This window comes from Arthrobacter sp. Y3223065 (genome assembly GCF_059090885.1).
The window spans coordinates 266,110-283,444 of the sequence record NZ_JBNHGC010000002.1; the positions used below are offsets into that span (position 1 = coordinate 266,110).

The window sequence follows — 17,335 nt, forward strand, 5'->3', positions numbered from 1 at the left end:
AGTTTCTTCACGCAGAGCCGCCCGCGCTGTGCAGGGCGGCGGGCAACGGCGCCGCCGCCGGCCGCCGGCCGCCGACCAAGGATTCGAGGGAGACACCATGACCATCTCAACCGGTAACCCGATCGAGGGATCGATGTCCGACCCGTCCGGCCGCGCCGGCATGGATGATCCGGTCGCCGCCGAGGCCTACATGCTGCCCTCCGGGCAGCCCGTGCAGTTGGTGGATCCCGACGGCCGGCACGTGCACAACGACAAGTACCCGCTGCCCGACGGCGAAGCCCTGCTGGGCGCCTACCGCGAACTGGTGGTCGGCCGCCGCGTCAACGACCAGGCCAACGCCCTGGTCCGCCAGGGCAGGCTGGCCGTCTACCCGTCATCGCACGGCCAGGAAGCCTGCCAGGTGGCGGCCGCCCTGTGCCTGGGCCGGGACGATTGGCTGTTCCCGACGTACCGCGACACGGTCGCCGTGATCGCCAAGGGCGTCGACCCCGTGCAGACCCTGACCCTGTTGCAGGGCGACTGGCACGGCGGCTACGACCCCTACGAGCACAAGGTGTCGATCCAGGCCACACCGCTGGCCACCCAGCTGCTGCACGCCGTCGGCGTTGCCCACGCCGCCAAACTCAAGGGCGAGGACACCGTCGTCGTCGCGCTCTGCGGAGACGGGGCCACCAGCGAGGGTGACTTCCACGAGGCACTGAACTTCGCCGCCGTGTTCCACCTCCCGGTCGTGTTCTTCGTGCAGAACAACCAGTACGCCATCTCCGTCCCGCTGAACAAGCAAACGGTGGCGCCGTCGCTGGCGCACAAGGCCATCGGCTACGGCATGCCGGGCGAGCGGGTGGACGGCAACGACACTGCCGCGTTGCTGGCCGTGCTCGGCAAGGCCGTGACCCGCGCCCGCGAAGGCGGCGGCCCCGCCCTGGTGGAGGCGCACACCTACCGGATGCAGTCGCACACCAACGCCGACGACGCCACCCGCTACCGCACCGAGGATGAAGTGGCCGAGTGGGCGCCGAAGGACCCGCTGGTGCGCCTGCGGACCTACCTCAAGGAGCTGAACGTCCTGGACGAGGCGCTGGAAGAGGAGATCGCCGGGCGGGCCGAAACCGTGGCCGCGCAGATGCGCGACGGCCTCAACGCCGAGACCGAGGTGGACCCGGAGGACCTGTTCCGCTTCGTCTACACCGAAAAGACCAGCCAGCTGCGCGAGCAGGCCGCCATGCTCCGCGACGAGCTCTCGCGCGAGTCGGCCTGAGCGCCGCCGCCGACTAAAAGGACACACCATGAGCACAACAATGACGTTCGCCAAGGCGCTGAACACGGCCCTGGCCGACGAGATGGAAGCCGACCGTTCCGTCGTCGTCTTCGGTGAAGACGTGGGCCCGCTGGGCGGCGTTTTCCGCATCACCGACGGCCTCACCAAGCGGTTCGGCGAGGAACGCTGCTTCGACACCCCGCTGGCCGAATCCGGCATCATGGGCATGGCGATCGGCATGGCGATGAACGGCCTCCGCCCGGTGGTGGAGATGCAGTTCGATGCCTTCGCCTACCCGGCGTTCGAGCAGGTGGTCTCGCACGTGGCCAAGATGCCCAACCGGACCCGCGGCAGGGTCAAGCTGCCGATGGTCATCCGGATTCCGTACGCCGGCGGCATCGGGGGAGTGGAGCACCACTGCGACTCTTCGGAGTCCTACTACGCGCACACGCCGGGCCTGACCGTGGTGGCGCCGGCCACGGTGGAGGACGCCTACACCATGCTCCGCGAGGCCATCCGCTTCCCGGATCCGGTGGTGTTCCTGGAGCCGAAGAAGCTTTACTTCTCGAAGGAGCAGCTGGACCTCGAAGCGCTGCAGTCGCAGTGGGCCGCCCCCGAGATCGTGCAGGGATCCGGGGCGGGGCAGGCCGGCACCGCCGGGTCCGGCATCGGCCGCGCCGTCGTCGCCCGCGAGGGAACCGACGCCACGCTGATCACGTACGGCCCGTCCGTCCCCACCGTCATGCAGGCCGCCGCGGCCGCCGCCGAGGAGGGGCGCTCGCTGGAGGTGATCGACATCCGGTCGATCGTGCCGTTCGACGATGAAACCGTGATGGCGTCGGTGCGCAAAACCGGCCGCGCCGTGGTCGTCGCGGAAGCCCCCGGCTTCGCGTCCGTCGCCTCCGAGATCGTGGCGCGGGTGCAGGAGCGCTGCTTCCACTCGCTGGCCGCGCCGGTGCGGCGCGTGACCGGTTTCGATATTCCGTATCCCGCGCCGAAGCTGGAGCGGCACTACCTGCCCAGCGTGGACCGCATCCTTGACGCGGTGGATGAACTTCAGTGGGAGGACGCGTAGCCATGTCGCGACAGGTATTCAAACTGCCCGACCTCGGCGAAGGCCTGACCGAGGCCGAGCTGGTCAACTGGCTGGTCAAGGTGGGCGACGAGATCCGCGTGGACCAGCCGGTGGCCGAGGTGGAGACCGCCAAGTCCATGGTGGAGGTGCCCAGCCCGTTCGCGGGGACCGTCGCGGTGCTGCACGGGGCCGCCGGCGACACCCTGGACGTGGGCAAGCCCCTCATCTCCGTGGACGCGCCGGGCTACGTGCACGACGACGGCGGCCCGGCTGCCGCTGGGCCCGCGCCGCAGGCACCCCGGGCGGGGGAGGCTGCCGCCGCGGTCGCGGCGGGAGATGCTCCGGACCCGGACCGCGCGAGGGCAGGCGCCGCCCATCCCGCCGGCGAGGCCTACCGGAACGAGGAGCGGGCCGGAATCCAGGAGCCCTCGGAGTCCGGGTCGGGCAACGTGCTGATCGGCTACGGCACACCCGGCGGGTCGGCGGGGTCCAAGCGCACCCGCAAGCCGAAGACCGGCCGCGTTGCCGCGGCCACCTTCCCGCCCCCGCCGGCGGTTGCGGCCGTCCCGGCGGCCGCACCTGCGGCGGCTGCGCCCGTGGCCGCCCCGGCGACGGCGGAAACGCGGGAGGAATCCGCGCCCGGCGGCAGTGGCCGGGCCCCGCTGGTCATCTCGCCCCTGGTCCGCAAGCTGGCCCGCGACGCCGGCCTCCGCTTGACCGACATCACCGGCACCGGCGCAGACGGCATGGTGTTGCGCAAGGACGTGGAGGCCGCGCTGGCCGGCGCCCCGGCCCCCGCGAACGAGGCGGCCAATGCCGCGGCCCCCGCCAGCGGGGTGGCAGGCGACCGCGCTGAGGTTCGCGCGGCGGCTGCCGCCGGCACCGACGCCCGTACCGGCCTGGGCATCGCCACCCGCACACCGATGAAGGGCGTGCGGAAGACCGTGGCCCAGGCGATGTCCCGCAGCCGCAGCGAGATCCCCGAGGCCACCGTGTGGGTGGACGTGGACGCCACCGCCCTGCTGCAGATGCGCGCCGACCTCAAGCGCCGCGATCCGGAGAACACGCCCGGGCTGCTGGCCTTCATCGCCCGGTTCGTGCTGGCCGGGCTGGCCAAATATCCGGAGTTGAACACCCGGGTGGAAGGCGAAGAGATCGTCGGCTTCGACGGCGTCAACCTGGGCTTCGCCGCCCAGACCGACCGCGGGCTGATGGTGCCGAGTGTGCGCAACGCCGACCGGCTCAGCGCCCGCCAGCTGGACACCGAGATCAGGCGGCTCACCGCCGTCGCCCGCGACGGCAAGGCCACGCCGGCCGAGCTGACCAGCGGAACCTTCACGCTGAACAACTACGGCGTGTTCGGTGTGGACGGCAGCGCCGCGATCATCAACTACCCCGAGGTGGCGATCCTCGGCGTCGGCCGGATCATCGACAAGCCGTGGGTGGTGGACGGACAGCTGGCCGTCCGGAAGGTCACCGAACTGGTGCTGGCCTTCGACCACCGCGTCTGCGACGGCGGCACCGCCGGCGGGTTCCTGCGCTACGTCGCGGACGCCATCGAAAACCCCGCCAGCGTCCTCGCCGACCTGTAGCGTCTCCCCGCCGGCCGGCGCCCGAACCGGCCGGCGGGAGTCCGGGGTTGGCCTTTGGCCGAGGCGCACGGCGGCGCCCGAACCGGCCGCCGGGAGTCGGGTCCGGCCTGCGGACGGCCCGAAATTTTCTCCTAGCTGGCCCGTCCCGGCGGCGCTACCCTTAGGGCATGGTCACTCTGCCAGAGACGTACAAAAAGTACCTCTCCCGCTTGTCTGCACACCATGCCGAGGCGCTGCGGCCGGCCTTCCTCGAGTCGGCTGCCGAAGGGGAACACGGCGTGTTGGTCCGTGGCATGGGCTCCAAGCATGTGCAGGCGTACGTCGACGACTCCGTGCCGTTCGGCGAGGTGCGCGAGGTGCTTCGCTCCGTCCACGAAGCCTGAGCGCGGGACGCTCGACAGTAGACCGCCGCCGGTGGCCGCGGTCTGGTGGCCGGGTGTGCCGACGGGCGGGCACGGTACCGTAGCAGGATCAGGCTGCGCCGTCCGCGCGGCCGGGGTTCGACGCGATGGAGGGTGACGGCCGGATGAGTGATGCCGCCCGATCAGTGGACAAGGCCAACGAGCCGGCGGACAAGTCAGGCGAGCCGGCGGAATGCGAGCAGGTGGCACCCGGCAACTACGTGATCAGGACGCGGGAGTACCTGCTGAACTCCGGGCTCGTCGTCGGCAGGAAGAAGGCCCTGGTGGTGGATACCGGTGCCGGGCCGCGACAGGCGCGGCGGATTTACGCGGCCGTACGCGCGTTGACCAAGCTGCCGCTCGTCGTCGTCAACACGCATTTCCACTACGACCACGTCTTTGGCAACGCCTACTTCGCGGCCCAGGGCGTGCAGGACTTTTACGCGCACCGCAATTGCGCGCACGACATGGCCGAATACGGCGTGCTCCAGCGTGAGGCAGTCGGGGCGACGGAACCGGAAATGGCGGCCGCCGACGGGGAGCATATCGGGATCAAGATGCCCAACAAGCTGGTGGATGCGGAGACCACCGTCGATCTTGGCGAAGTCAGCGTCAAACTCTTCCATCTGGGCCGCGGCCACACCGACGGCGACCTGCTGGTCGGTTCGCCCACCACGCTTTTTGCCGGCGATTTGGTGGAGCAAGGCGCCCCGCCCGCCTTCGAAGATTCCTACCCGCGCGACTGGGTGGAAACGCTGCGCCGGATTTCCGGGTTGCGGCACGAGTACGATGTGCTGGTGCCCGGCCACGGCCAGACCGTCAGCGACGCCTTCGTGAAGAACATGTGCGAGACCATGACCCTGGCCGTCCGGATGGGCGAACAGGCCAACCGCGACACTCCCGCAGACTCCACCAAGGCCATCCCCATCCTGCCCTACGGCCCCGCGCAGTCCCGCGCCCTGCTGCAGCGCCTCACCGCCACCCGGTGAGCGGCGGCGGCGGGGAGTGGCGGCGGGGTGTGCGGCGTCGGGGAGTGGGGCGTCAGTCCAGGTCCAGCCGCATGAGCACGCGGGGGAACCCGTTCAGCACCGAGTCGGTGTCTGCCGCCTTCGTGAAGCCGGCCTGTTCGAAGAGCTTTCGGGTGCCGACGTAGGCCATGGTCAAGTCGACCTTCTGGCCCTCGTTGTCGACCGGGTATCCCTCGACGGCGGGGGCACCATGCCCGCGCGCAAGGTCGACGGCGCCCGCGAGCAGGTGGTGCGAGATCCCCTTGCCACGATGCCCAGGCCGCACCCGGATGCACCACGCCGACCACACGTCGACGTCGTCCACGTGCGGAATCTTTCGGTTGCGCGCAAACGCTGTGTCGGCGCGGGGATGCACGGCGGCCCAGCCGACCACCTCGTCGCCGTCGTAGGCGAGCACCCCGGGCGGCGGGTCCTGTCCGCACAAGCGCTCGACGAGGGCCCCTCGATCCTGCCCCCGCAACGAGGCGTTGTCTTTCGACGGTAGGCGATAGCTGAGGCACCAGCAGACGTTCGCATCGGCGCGCTTGGGCCCCAGCACGGTCTTCACATCGCCGAACACCGTTGCCGGACGCACCTCGATGGCCATGGGATCACCCTGCCACCACCATCCGGCGCTGGCAATGCTCCGGGCCGCGCCGCGTCTACCGTTCCCGCCGGCGACTCAATGCCGGCGCGACTGGAGGCCGAACAGCCAGGTCAGCAGGGCGCTGAGCAGCATGCCGGTGCCGGTGATCAGGCCCATGCCGGCCCAGAAGAACAACGGGAGCCTGCCGGTGCCGGGGACAGGTGCCGCGCCGGCCTGTTGCGCGAGCAGGTAGAGTCCCGCGGCGGCGGCGATGCCCAGCACGGCCAGCAGCCAGCACAGCCGGGGCCACCAGGCGGACGCCGCCCAGAAGCTGCCGTAGCCGGACCATATGTTCCAGTCGCTGCCGCGCCGCAGCACGACCGGGCCGGCGGCCAGCACCCAAAAGCCGGCCACCAAAAAAGCCGCCACGACGTCCGCCGGGCGGTGCCAGCCGTTGATCAAGGTAGCGGCACCGGCCAGCACGGCATACAAGCCGCCCGCGGCCGCAGCGAACGGCCGCCACCGCGGCGAGACCACCAGGAAGATGGCCAGGGCGGCAGCCGTCGCGATGGTGGTGTGCCCCGACGGCAGCGAATTGTGTTCCAGCGTGGGCACGCCGCGGTCGGGCCGGTCCAGAATGAGGTTCTTCAAGATCCACGTGGTCGCCGCCGACGCCGCGACCACCGCCACGCCGACCACGGCCGGCCCCCACCGGCGTCGTACCAAGGCTGCCACCAGCAACACGACGGCCGCCACGGCGACGGAGATATCCGGCAGCAGGTCCAGGAAGTCCAGGAAAACGCCGCGGCCCAGCCGCCAGCCGGAGTCCGCTTCCGCCCAGGCCGATTCGTCGGCGAACTGCCCGGTGGTCGTGCGGACGAAGGCGTAGTAGTTCAGCACAAAGGCTCCCGCGCACAGCAGTGCTCCCAGCCAGAACAGGGCGGGAGCGTGCGCGGCCGGACGGCTGGACGCGGGCCGGGAACGGACACGGGAACGCTGCGGAGTCATCGGTTCTAGGGTCGCACACAATGCTGACAGCTTCCGGGAAGGGTGGCCGGCCGTACAGTTGGAGTTGATGACACCGCACCAGATTCCCGATGTTCCCGGGCTTTCCGACCGGCCGGAGCTCCCCGACCTCGCCGACCTGCTGGCCACCGCGCGCGTGGTGTCGCTGCCGATGAAGGTCCGCTTTCGCGGGGTGATGCAGCGTGAGGTGCTGCTGTTTGAGGGCCCGGCGGGCTGGGCGGAGTTCTCGCCCTTTCTCGAGTACGACGACGCCGAAGCCGCCGCGTGGCTGGCGGCCGCGGTGGAGGCGGGCTGGCGGGGTTTCCCGGACTCGGTCCGGGACAGCGTCCCCGTCAACGCCACGGTTCCCGCGGTGGCGCCGGCGGAAGTACCCGGCGTGCTGGCCCGTTACGACGGTGCGCAGACGGTGAAGATCAAGGTTGCCGAGACCGGTCAAGGCATCGACCAGGACGTGGCCCGCGTTGCGGCCGTGCGTGCCGCAGCCCCGCACGCTGCCCTGAGGGTGGATGCCAACGGCGGCTGGGATGTTCCCACGGCTGTGGAGGCGTTGACCCGGCTGTCCGGGTACTCGCTGGAGTACGCCGAGCAGCCGGTCGCCGACATCGCCGGGTTGCGGGCCGTGCGGACCGAACTGCGCCGGCGCGGCATCGCCACCCCGATCGCGGCCGACGAAAGCGTGCGAAAGGCGGCCGACCCCTTGCGGGTGGCCCGCGAAGACGCCGCCGACCTGATCGTGGTCAAGGTGCAGCCCCTCGGGGGCGTGCGGCGGGCGCTGGAGATCGTCGCCCAAGCCGGGCTCCCCGCCGTCGTCAGTTCCGCCCTGGACTCCTCCGTGGGAATCCGTGCCGGCGTGGCCTTGGCGGCGGCGCTGCCGGAACTTCCGTATGCCTGCGGGTTGGCGACGGTGTCCCTGATGGACGCCGACGTGGCGACGGAGCCTCTGGTGCCGGTCGCCGGCCGCCTCCCGGTGCGCGACGTGGCGCCGGACGCGGACCTGCTGGATCGTCTTGCTGCGCCCGAGGACCGGCGGCAGTGGTGGCTGGAACGGCTGGCGCGGACGCACCGGCTGCTGGCGCGGTGACGTAGGGACGGGGGAACGGCTGGCGCGGACGCACCGGCTGCTGGGGCCGTGAAGTAGGGGCGGGGGAGCGCCAGTGCCGTGGGCACACGCCTAAGGGGTCGCTGGAGCGGTGACGTGCCTATGCTCGGGACGTTTGCCGACGCGTGCGGACGTGTGCCGACGTGTGCCGACGCGTGCGGACGTGTGCGGACGTGTGCGGACGTGTGCCGCGGGGCCCTGCGCGGCGCAGCCCCAGATCAATCTCAGGGGCCGCGGCCCGTTTCCACACGCCAGGCCGCTCCAGGTCGAATGCGTGGCTTAATCGTCCGGTGAGCGCAGTCTGGACGTGCCCATTCCGTGCACTGTTGGCGTCAGGACGAGCCCCTCAAACTGTCCGAGGCGGCCGGTAGCGTGAGGATATGGACGGCGAGGGCGGCGAGCTTCGGTTGCCGGTTCCGGGACAGGGACTGGTGATGGACCTTGGTGTGCCCTCGCGTCCGGACAGTTCCCTGCTGGAAGCGCTGCTGCAGCAGGTGGTGGCAGCGGCGCTGCTGCGACGTTATGGCATCAGGCCTGATGGCGCCGGATTCTTTCCGGCGGCAGCTGACCTGGGCGCGTCTGCCGCCGTCGACTCCGCCCACCCTCTAGGGATTTCTTCCCCAAACGAAGCTACGGGCGCCGGGCAGGTATCCCTGCCCGAGGACGCCGGATCAGCTCAGGGATTGGGCGCCGGGCTGCCATCGGCCGGGACCGGGGAGGACGGTGTAGGCCTTCCGCTGGTGCCGGAGGGCACCGGGGGCGAGCCGGTGGTCCCCGAGGGTGGCGTGGGCGTGCCTGCCGTGCTGGCTGGCCTGTTGGCGGTGGTGGAGCCGGCGGATCTGGATGACGCGCAGACCATGGACTATCTTTTGGCCGCGGCGCGGGTGGAGGCGTGGGTGCAGTCCTGCCAGGTCAAGGCGTTGGGCCGCTTCGCCCGGCTTCGTCCCGGCGTTGGCGCCGACTGCGACCCGGAAGGCTTTTCCCGGTTCGCGCCGCAGGAGATTTCGGCGCATCTGTGCACGGGGATGCCGCGGCGCGGGCCATGCTGGCCGATGCCCGGCACATCTGCTCGCACCTGCCGGGCACTCTCGAGGCGATGGGCCGCGGTGACCTGGACTTGCCGCGCGCGAAAGCGCTGGCCCGCGGCTCCGCCGACCTGCCGGCGGAATGCCTGCAGGACTTCGAAGCCGCTGTGCTGCCCGGCGCCGGGGACGTCACGCTGGATTCAGTGAGATCGCGGGCCCGGCGGATGCGGGACAGGCTGCACCCGGACTCCTTGGCGGAGCGGCACCGGCGGGCGAACGAGTCCCGGGACGTGCAGTTGACGGACCAGGACGACGGGATGGCCGAACTGTGGATCCGGACCAGCGCGGATAAGGCGCACCTGGTCTTCGACCGGATCCAGGCCACGGCCCGCTCCCTCCAAGGCCCCGGCGAGGCCAGGACCCTGCCGCAGCTGCGCGCCGACGTGTTCACCGACCTGCTGCTGGCCGACGGCACTGGCCTGGCTGACGCCGCGAACACCGCGAAGGCGGAAGACACGGTACCGGCAGCGCCGGCCGCGGCACAGGCGCCCGGCGGCAGCGGTGACCGCGCCAGTGCGGGGCCGGGGATGCTGGTCACGATGCCCTTGACTACGCTGCTCGGACTCAGCGAGGAGCCCGGGGACTTGGCCGGGCGCGGGCCGATTCCACCGGATATGGGACGGCGGCTGGCCCAGTTGGCAAAATCCTGGTTGTTGGTGCTCACCGACGACCATGGTCAGGCGATCGCGGCCGCCCGGAGACTGCGGATTCCGCCCGAATGGCTCAAACGGCTGGTCCGTGTCCGGGACCGGCACTGCCGTTTCCCTGGCTGCCGCCGGGCGGCCAGGTATTGCGAGATCGACCATGTCCTCGCGTGGGACGACGGCGGTCCGACTGTGCTGGAGAACCTGCAGTGCCTGTGCAGCGCGCATCATGCGGCGAAGACCGGCGGGCACGTCCGGGCCTCTGCCGGGCCACACGGCGAGATCACGTGGACCACGCGCACCGGCCACCGCAAGACCACCCATCCGGACGAGGGCTGGGGCACCCTCCTGCCCCGGCCAAAGGAAACGGAAGCCGCCGCCAACGGCGGCAGCGAAAGCGGAAACAACACCAACGGCGGCAGCGAAAGCGGAAACAACACCAACGGCGGCAGCGAAAGCGGAAACAACACCAACGGCGGCAGCGAAAGCGGAAACAACACCGACGGCGGCAGCGAAAGTGGAAACAACACCGACGGCGGCAGCGAAAGCGGAAACAACACCAACGGCGCCGCAGATGCGGCCGGAGAGGCCGCCGGCGGCGGAGCCATCACCGGCGGCGCAGGGGATCGGAAGCCCCACCGTACGTTGGGCGGCATCGAACTGCCCGACGACGGGGACACCGATCCCAATGCGCCGCCCCCATTCTGACACCGGCGCTGCGTTGCACCTGAACGCTTCTCGGGTGGCACTTCTGCAGCCGGCAACGGTGTCGCGGGTCCGGGCATGCTGGTCACGACCACGCTGCTGGGATGCACCAGGAGTCCGGGGTCCTTGCCGGGCACGGGCCGATTCCACCGGATGGAGCCGTGGAAGAACTTGAAGCCTCGCCATGAAAACCTGAAGCCTCCCGCCAGGGAACCGCCCGGCAAGGTGTTTTGCCTGCCGTTGGCCGAAAATTCACCACTGCTCGGCCTGCCGGTCGACTTCGATCGCCACACTGGAGGACGATCCGACAGTTCTAAGCAGAGGGTGAAGACGTGACCGAAACCAAGAAGCGCTACCTGCCGATGCTGGGCCATGTGTCCGGAAAACGCAGCGCCGTGACCTGCGCGCTCAAGTGTGACAGCGCCTGTGCCAAGGGCGTCTGCAACACCTCGGACAATAACTACTTCCGGGACATCGTCTCCGCCGAATACTCCCGCCGCCGGATGATGGGGTTGGGCGGCGCCGGCGCGCTGGCGCTGATGTTCGGCGGCGGGGCGGCCGCGGAGGCACAGGTTGGGCTGGCCCCGGCCGCCAAGACCGGGCGCGGGCCGGGCAACCCAAGCAAGCTCAAGTTCGACGGCATCCAGGCCGTGCCGAACAACGTGGACGACGTCGTGGTGCCCAAGGGCTACAACTGGGATCCGGTGATCCGCTGGGGCGATCCCCTGTTCCACGACACCCCGGAGTTCGATCCGGAGAACCAGACCAAGGAGTCCCAGTCGGGCCAGTTCGGCTACAACAACGACTACCTGGACATCATCGAGATCCCGGGCAGCAATGGCAAGCGTGCGGTCCTGTTCGCCAACCACGAGTACACCAACGAGGGCATCATGTTCCCGCCGGACATGCCCGTCGAGCGCCAGCGCGAGGTAGCCATGGCCGCGCACGGCCTGTCCGTGGTGGAGCTGGAGCGCAAGGGCAAGGGCCAGCCGTGGACCTACGTCCGCGGCGCCAGGCTGAACCGCCGGTTCCTGATGGACACAGCATACGAACTCACCGGGCCGGCCGCCGGCTCGGACCTGCTGAAGACGCAGGCCGATCCCACCGGCCGCATCGTGCTGGGCACGCAGAACAACTGTGCCGGCGGCACCACCCCGTGGGGGACCGTGCTCTCGGGCGAAGAGAACTTCAACCAGTACTTCAAGGTGTCGGCACCGACCGCCGAGCAGCGCCGCTACGGCCTGACCAGCGCCAACCCGTCGCGCGGCTGGCACATCCCGGAACCGCGCTTCGACACCGACCGGCCCGAGGGCAGGAACGAAGACAACCGGTTCGGCTGGATCGTGGAGGTGGACCCGTTCGATCCCACCTCCACCCCGCGCAAGCACACCGCCCTGGGACGGTTCAAGCACGAGGGCGCCAACGTGACCATCGCCGCCTCCGGCCACGCGGTGTCCTACTCGGGCGACGACGAGCGCTTCGACTACCTGTACAAGTTCGTCTCCAAGGGCACCTACCGCGAGGGCGACAAGAAGCACAACATGACCCTGCTGACCGAGGGTGACCTCTATGTGGCCAGCTTCAAGGGCAATTCCCCGCAAAACCAGATCGACGGCTCCGGCGTGCTGCCCTCCGACGGCGCGTTCGACGGCACCGGCCACTGGATCCAGCTGACCCGCGGCGGCGAGTCGCTGGTGCCGGGCATGCGGATCGACCAGGTGCTGGTGTACACCCGGCTCGCCGCCGACGCCATGGGTGCCACCAAGATGGACCGCCCGGAGGACGTGGAGATCAACCCGGCGACCGGCAAGATCTACATGGCCTGCACCAACAACACCGCCCGGACCCGCGCGCAGGTGAACGAGCCGAACCCCCGGGCCAACAACCGCCACGGCCACATCGTCGAAATGACCGAGACCGGTGACCAGACCTCCACCGAGTTCACCTGGCAGCTGATCCTGGTGGCGGGCGATCCGGCAGTGGACGATTCGGTCTACTTCAGCGGCTACCCGGCGGACCAGGTGCAGCCGATCTCCTGCCCGGACAACCTGGCCTTCGATTCGGCCGGAAACCTGTGGGTCTCCACCGATGGCCAGCCCGGCACCATCCAGCGCAACGACGCACTCTTCCGCGTCACGCTGGAAGGACAGGAACGCGGCAAGGTGGAGCAGTTCATGGCCGTTCCGATCGATGCCGAGACCTGCGGCCCGCTGATCCACGACGACGACGGCCTGGTGTTCGTCGCCGTCCAGCACCCGGGCGAGGACGGCAGCTGGGGTGCCCAGCGCTCGCTGTTCCCGGACTACGTCGGGGACGGGCGCCGCGCCAAGCGGGGCGACGCCGCGCTGCCCAGACCGGCCGTGATCCAGATGTTCAAGGGCAAGAACGGGCACATCAAGCGCTAGTCGGGCAACGCTGGCGGAAGGCCTGGCGGCCGCGTCCCTCGGGGCGCGGCCGTCTGCTTACCATGAGGGGGTGACTGCGCAGCTGAGCTCGATGGAAACCGCCCGACTGGCCGTGAAGGCCTTGGTCTGGGGCGGAGTGCGCGACGTCGTCATCGCGCCGGGCTCGCGCAGCGCTCCGCTCGCGTACGCGCTCGCCGAGGCGGAAACACACGGTGACCTGCGGCTGCATGTGCGCATCGACGAGCGGGGCGCGGCGTTTACCGCCCTCGGGCTCTCGCTGGGCTCGCTGCGCCCGGTCCCGGTAGTCACAACCTCCGGAACGGCAGTGGGCGAGCTGTTGCCGGCGGTGATGGAAGCCAATCACGCCGGCGTGGAGCTGGTGGTGCTCTCCGCCGACCGCCCGGCCGAAATGCGCGGCACCGGCGCCAACCAAACCACCGTGCAGCCCGGCCTGTTCGGCATCCACGTGCGCTCCGCCGTCGACATCCCGGCCGGAGACGACCCGACGGACGCCATCCGCACCAGCCTCCTCAACGCGAAAGGCATCCCGCCGGCCCCGGCGGCCGCGACGGCCGACCTGCGCGCGCTGTCGGCCACGCCGTCGGCGGCAAGCGCCGCCGCAACGGCGGCCGAAACGGTGGTGCACCAGGGCGCGGTCGGTCCCGTGCACATCAATCTCGCGTTCCGGGATCCGCTGTTCCCGGATACGGATACGGATACGGATACGGACCCCGCCCCGGCGGCGGTGGAGGCAACGGACGACGGCGGTGCCTCGGCAACCGCGGCGACGGCACCTGAGCGGATCATCAGCTGGCCCGCGGGCCTGGCGGAACCGCCGGTCCACGCGACCGAGGAACGCCGCACGGTGGTCGTGGCCGGCCACGGTGCCGGGGCAAGGGCCGAAGCCTTCGCGCGTGCACACCGGCTGCCGCTGCTGGCCGAACCGTCCTCCAACGCGAGGTTCGGCCCCAACGCCATCGGCCCCTACCGCCTGCTGCTGGGCCACCTCGGGACGCAAATCGAACGGGTCGTGGTCTTTGGCCGGCCGACGCTCTCGCGGCCGGTGTCCGCCCTGCTGGCACGCGAGGACGTCCAGACCGCGCTGTTCCAGCCGGAACCGGTGGCCTGGTTCGAGCCCGGACGCCGCCGCGAGCGGGTGATTTCCGAGCCGGGGGACCTGTCGATTTTCTCCGGCCAAGGGCCCCACGCGTGGTTGCGGCTCTGGCGGCAGGCCGCCGGTGCGGCCGATGTGGCCCTGATTGAACGCCTGGACGCCGAACCGGAGCTGACGGGCCTGCGCATCGCGCGATCGGTCTGGCTCAATACCCGCGGCCGGCTGGTGCTCGGTTCGTCCAACCCGATCCGGGATGTGGACCTGGCCGGAACGCCCATCGACATCCCGGACGCTTTCGTGCACGCCAACCGAGGGGTGGCCGGCATCGACGGCACGGTGGCAACGGCGGCGGGCATCGCGCTGGGAGCAAGGACCGGGACCCGGGCCCTCATGGGTGACCTGACCTTCCTGCACGACGCCGGGTCGCTGCTGCTCGGACCCGGGGAGCCCGAGCCCGACCTGCAGATCGTGGTGGTCAACGATTCCGGCGGCGGGATCTTCTCGACCCTGGAGCACGGAAAGGTGGGGGAGCACGCGGCGTTCACCTCCGCCGTCGAGCGCCTCTTCGGCACCCCGCACCGCGCGGACCTTGCCTCGCTGGCCGGTGGCTACGGAGTCCGGCACCGGCTGGTCAAGGACGCGGACGAGCTGGACGCCGTCCTCTCCGAGCCGGTGGCGGGGCGGAGCGTGGTGGAGGTCCGCACCGACCGAAGCCGGCTGCGGGCCGTGCACGCGGAAGTGGCGGCCGCCATCGCGACCGCCACCGCCCGTCTGTTGGGGTGAGCCTGCTCAGAGGACCTTCGAGAGGAACGCCTTGGTGCGTTCGTGCAGCGGGTTGGCCAGCACGTCCTCGGGTTTGCCCTGCTCCACCACCACGCCGCCGTCCATAAAGACCACGCGGTCACCCACTTCCCGGGCGAAGCCCATCTCGTGCGTGACCACCATCATGGTCATGCCTTCGTCGGCCAGCTTGCGCATGACCTCAAGCACGTCGCCCACCAGTTCGGGGTCCAGCGCGGAGGTGGGCTCGTCGAAAAGCATCATGTCCGGGTTCATGGACAACGCGCGCGCAATGGCCACCCGCTGCTGCTGCCCGCCGGAGAGCTGGGCGGGGTAGGCGTTCTCGCGGTTTGCCAGCCCTACCTTCTCCAGGTTCTTCCGGGCGACTTCCATGGCTTCGGTTTTGCCGCGTTTCTTGGCCCGGCGCTGGGCCAGGGTGAGGTTGTCCAGGACATTCAAATGCGGGAACAGGTTGAACTGCTGGAACACCATGCCGATCCGGGTGCGGACCCGGTCCAAGTCCGTTTCCGGATCGGTGATGTCCACGCCTTCCACCAGGACGGTGCCGCTGGTCGGCTCCTCGAGGCGGTTCACGCAGCGCAGCAAGGTGGACTTGCCGGAGCCCGAGGGCCCGATCACGCACACCACTTCGCCCTGGTTTACATGGAAGTCGATGCCCTTGAGGACCTCGTTGTTGCCGAAGTTCTTGCAGAGGTCCTTGACCTCGATGGCCGGCCTGTCCTGGCGCAGGGATTCTTCAGTCATGGGGTTACCGGCTCCTGTTGTTGCGCTTCTCCAGCCAGGCGACCAGCTGGGTGAGCGGCAAGGTGATGATCAGGTACATGAGCGCCGCGGCGACCAGGGGCGTGGGACTGGCGAACTGGGAGACGCCGTCGCGCGCAAAAGTGGTCAGCTCGCGTTCACCCAGGGCCATGCCCGCAATGAAGAGCAGGGAGGTGTCCTTGATCAGGATGACCAGCTCATTGGTCAGCGGCGGCGTGACGATGCGGACCGCCTGCGGCAGCACCACGGAGACCATGGTCCAGCTCGGGTTCATGCCCAGCGAGCGGGCCGCCTCCCGCTGGCCTGTCGGAACGGCCTCGATGCCGGCCCGGATGGTTTCCGCCATGTATGCGGCCGACACGATGATCAGGGCGATCAGTCCGGCCCCGGCGCTGCCACCCGGTGGGCGCCATCCGAAGGCGATGGGGACCGCGAAGGCGAAGCCAAAGATCACCAGCAGGGCAGGCAGGCCGCGGAACAGCTCGATGTAGGCCGTCGCCACCCACCGGTAGGGCGCCACGGGCGAGAGCTTCATGAGCGCCAAAACGAGGCCCAGAAGCAGGCCGCCAATGAAGGCGATGACAGTGTAGACGACGGTGTTCTTGGCCGCCGTGACGATGATGGTGGGGAACTGCTCGCTCAAGACTTCCGGGTTGAAGAAGCTCGTGCGGATCGCCTGCCAATCGGCCGCCAGAATGACGGCGGCGACGGCGGCGATGAAGATCGCGTAAAGGACCCCGCGGAAAAGCCGGCGGCGGGTCGAAGGTTTCACTGGTGATGCCTTCCAGCTGTAAGTCGGCGGCCCCCGTTCCCGCTGCTGACGCACGGGAACGGGGGCCGGAGGGCCTGCTACTCGGTGAAGTACTTGTCGTAGATTTCCTGGTACTTGCCGTTGTCGCGCAGCGTCGAGAGGGCATCGTTGACGGCCGAGATCAGCGCCTCGGACCCTTCCTTCTTCGCCGCGAAGCCGTAGGATTCGTCGGTCTTGTACTCCTCGACGATGGTGAACTTGCCGTCCTCGGTGTGGCCGATGTTCACGGGCAGGTCCTGCAGCAACGCATCGACCTGGCCGGCCTGGATGGCCTGGTACATCTCGGCATCGGACGGGAAGGCGACGATTTCGGCGTCCTCCGGTGCGTTCTCCCGGGTGTAGGCCTCGCCGGTGGTGCCCTGCTGGACGCCGACCTTCTTGCCGGAGAGGTCGCCCACAGCCTTGATGTCGGAGTCCTTCGGGACCAGCAGCGACTGCAGCGAGTCGTAGTAGGGGTCGGAGAAGGCGAGGTTCTTCTTGCGGTCCTCGGTGATGGTCATTGCGCTGGCGCCGAGGTCGCACTGGCCGGCGGCGAGCGTGACACCCGACTGCAGGGCGTCGAAACCGACGTCCTGGATGGCGACTTCAAGGCCCATCTCCGAGGAGATTTCCGTGATCAGGTCGATGTCGAAGCCGGTGTATTCGCCGCCCTCTTCGAACTCGAACGGGGGGTAGGGGATGTCGGAGCAGACGGTCAGCGTTCCCGGCTGGACCAGGGGGAGTTCGGATCCCGCGCCGGGGCTGCCGGTGCTGCCGTTGCCGCCGGCGTCGTCCGAACCACCGCACGCGGTCAAAGCGAGTGCCGCCACGGCCAGGAGGGAGAACCCCTGGACCGCCTTGGATGCGTTTTTGCGCATAGTTACTACCTTTGTCTCGTTGGAAATCCGGCTTAAGTGTAGCGGGAATGCCCGCCACGGGTGATATGCACCACAGGCTACAGCCATTGCCTATTGGGAAACAGCGT

15 protein-coding genes are annotated in these 17,335 nt (G+C 69.6%); 9 read left to right on the plus strand and 6 right to left on the minus strand.

Annotation, left to right across the window (positions count from 1 at the left end; translation table 11 throughout):
* Positions 1-97 precede the first annotated feature (97 nt).
* The 5 genes from pdhA to AC5RUK_RS06165 all read left to right on the plus strand — a co-directional run bounded on the left by pdhA (position 98) and on the right by AC5RUK_RS06165 (position 5,315).
* Entirely contained in the window at positions 98-1,258 is a 1,161-nt protein-coding gene (pdhA, locus tag AC5RUK_RS06145) for a pyruvate dehydrogenase (acetyl-transferring) E1 component subunit alpha (RefSeq protein WP_494151654.1), read from the plus strand.
* Between the two features lie 28 nt (positions 1,259-1,286).
* Positions 1,287-2,333 (plus strand): alpha-ketoacid dehydrogenase subunit beta, encoded by a 1,047-nt coding sequence (locus AC5RUK_RS06150; RefSeq protein ID WP_493989479.1) that lies wholly within the window; start codon positions 1,287-1,289, stop codon positions 2,331-2,333.
* A gap of 2 nt (positions 2,334-2,335) precedes the next feature.
* The gene (locus tag AC5RUK_RS06155; RefSeq protein WP_494107568.1) at positions 2,336-3,925 is read left to right on the plus strand and encodes a dihydrolipoamide acetyltransferase family protein; all 1,590 of its coding nucleotides are present in this window, start codon (positions 2,336-2,338) and stop codon (positions 3,923-3,925) included.
* A gap of 167 nt (positions 3,926-4,092) precedes the next feature.
* The gene (locus AC5RUK_RS06160; protein ID WP_494107569.1) at positions 4,093-4,308 is read left to right on the plus strand and encodes a hypothetical protein; all 216 of its coding nucleotides are present in this window, start codon (positions 4,093-4,095) and stop codon (positions 4,306-4,308) included.
* A 143-nt stretch (positions 4,309-4,451) separates the two neighbouring features.
* A complete protein-coding gene (locus AC5RUK_RS06165) occupies positions 4,452-5,315 on the plus strand; it encodes an MBL fold metallo-hydrolase (RefSeq protein ID WP_494107570.1) in 864 nt (287 codons plus the stop codon).
* Positions 5,316-5,367: 52 nt separating this feature from the next.
* Here AC5RUK_RS06165 and AC5RUK_RS06170 read toward each other — a convergent pair whose 3' ends face one another.
* On the minus strand, positions 5,368-5,940 hold the full coding sequence (locus AC5RUK_RS06170; protein WP_493989476.1) for a GNAT family N-acetyltransferase: 573 nt from the start codon (positions 5,938-5,940) through the stop codon (positions 5,368-5,370).
* A 75-nt stretch (positions 5,941-6,015) separates the two neighbouring features.
* A complete protein-coding gene (locus tag AC5RUK_RS06175) occupies positions 6,016-6,927 on the minus strand; it encodes a phosphatase PAP2 family protein (protein WP_494151655.1) in 912 nt (303 codons plus the stop codon).
* A 67-nt stretch (positions 6,928-6,994) separates the two neighbouring features.
* Here AC5RUK_RS06175 and AC5RUK_RS06180 point away from each other — a divergent pair, with 67 nt between their 5' ends.
* Positions 6,995-8,026, plus strand: coding sequence for an o-succinylbenzoate synthase (locus AC5RUK_RS06180; protein ID WP_494151656.1), 1,032 nt, complete (start codon positions 6,995-6,997; stop codon positions 8,024-8,026).
* A gap of 689 nt (positions 8,027-8,715) precedes the next feature.
* Here the strand turns inward: AC5RUK_RS06180 and AC5RUK_RS06185 are convergent.
* A complete protein-coding gene (locus tag AC5RUK_RS06185) occupies positions 8,716-9,057 on the minus strand; it encodes a hypothetical protein (RefSeq protein ID WP_494151657.1) in 342 nt (113 codons plus the stop codon).
* A gap of 2 nt (positions 9,058-9,059) precedes the next feature.
* On the opposite strand from AC5RUK_RS06185, the gene AC5RUK_RS06190 reads away from it, so the two are divergent.
* The 3 genes from AC5RUK_RS06190 to menD all read left to right on the plus strand — a co-directional run bounded on the left by AC5RUK_RS06190 (position 9,060) and on the right by menD (position 14,780).
* A complete protein-coding gene (locus AC5RUK_RS06190; RefSeq protein WP_494151658.1) occupies positions 9,060-10,481 on the plus strand; it encodes an HNH endonuclease signature motif containing protein in 1,422 nt (473 codons plus the stop codon).
* Between the two features lie 329 nt (positions 10,482-10,810).
* Positions 10,811-12,883: a PhoX family protein gene (locus AC5RUK_RS06195; protein WP_494151659.1), complete on the plus strand. Its 2,073-nt coding sequence runs from the start codon at positions 10,811-10,813 to the stop codon at positions 12,881-12,883.
* Positions 12,884-12,953: 70 nt separating this feature from the next.
* Positions 12,954-14,780 (plus strand): 2-succinyl-5-enolpyruvyl-6-hydroxy-3-cyclohexene-1-carboxylate synthase, encoded by a 1,827-nt coding sequence (menD, locus tag AC5RUK_RS06200; RefSeq protein WP_494151660.1) that lies wholly within the window; start codon positions 12,954-12,956, stop codon positions 14,778-14,780.
* A gap of 6 nt (positions 14,781-14,786) precedes the next feature.
* On the opposite strand, the gene AC5RUK_RS06205 is transcribed toward menD, so the two are convergent.
* From AC5RUK_RS06205 to AC5RUK_RS06215, 3 genes are all read right to left on the minus strand, one after another.
* On the minus strand, positions 14,787-15,542 hold the full coding sequence (locus AC5RUK_RS06205) for an amino acid ABC transporter ATP-binding protein (RefSeq protein WP_494151661.1): 756 nt from the start codon (positions 15,540-15,542) through the stop codon (positions 14,787-14,789).
* Between the two features lie 4 nt (positions 15,543-15,546).
* Positions 15,547-16,332 (minus strand): amino acid ABC transporter permease, encoded by a 786-nt coding sequence (locus AC5RUK_RS06210; protein WP_493989469.1) that lies wholly within the window; start codon positions 16,330-16,332, stop codon positions 15,547-15,549.
* 77 nt (positions 16,333-16,409) lie between these two features.
* Complete coding sequence (locus tag AC5RUK_RS06215) at positions 16,410-17,228, minus strand: basic amino acid ABC transporter substrate-binding protein (protein ID WP_494151662.1); 819 nt, start codon at positions 17,226-17,228, stop codon at positions 16,410-16,412.
* Between the last annotated feature and the right edge of the window lie 107 nt (positions 17,229-17,335).

Bases quoted from the DNA above. Each gene is read 5' to 3' on its own strand.
- pdhA (WP_494151654.1), top strand. From the start codon at position 98: ATGACCATCTCAACCGGTAACCCGATCGAGGGATCGATGTCCGACCCG.
- AC5RUK_RS06150 (WP_493989479.1), top strand. From the start codon at position 1,287: ATGAGCACAACAATGACGTTCGCCAAGGCGCTGAACACGGCCCTGGCC.
- AC5RUK_RS06155 (WP_494107568.1), top strand. From the start codon at position 2,336: ATGTCGCGACAGGTATTCAAACTGCCCGACCTCGGCGAAGGCCTGACC.
- AC5RUK_RS06160 (WP_494107569.1), top strand. From the start codon at position 4,093: ATGGTCACTCTGCCAGAGACGTACAAAAAGTACCTCTCCCGCTTGTCT.
- AC5RUK_RS06165 (WP_494107570.1), top strand. From the start codon at position 4,452: ATGAGTGATGCCGCCCGATCAGTGGACAAGGCCAACGAGCCGGCGGAC.
- AC5RUK_RS06170 (WP_493989476.1), bottom strand. From the start codon at position 5,940: ATGGCCATCGAGGTGCGTCCGGCAACGGTGTTCGGCGATGTGAAGACC.
- AC5RUK_RS06175 (WP_494151655.1), bottom strand. From the start codon at position 6,927: ATGACTCCGCAGCGTTCCCGTGTCCGTTCCCGGCCCGCGTCCAGCCGT.
- AC5RUK_RS06180 (WP_494151656.1), top strand. From the start codon at position 6,995: ATGACACCGCACCAGATTCCCGATGTTCCCGGGCTTTCCGACCGGCCG.
- AC5RUK_RS06185 (WP_494151657.1), bottom strand. From the start codon at position 9,057: ATGCGCCGAAATCTCCTGCGGCGCGAACCGGGAAAAGCCTTCCGGGTC.
- AC5RUK_RS06205 (WP_494151661.1), bottom strand. From the start codon at position 15,542: ATGACTGAAGAATCCCTGCGCCAGGACAGGCCGGCCATCGAGGTCAAG.
- AC5RUK_RS06215 (WP_494151662.1), bottom strand. From the start codon at position 17,228: ATGCGCAAAAACGCATCCAAGGCGGTCCAGGGGTTCTCCCTCCTGGCC.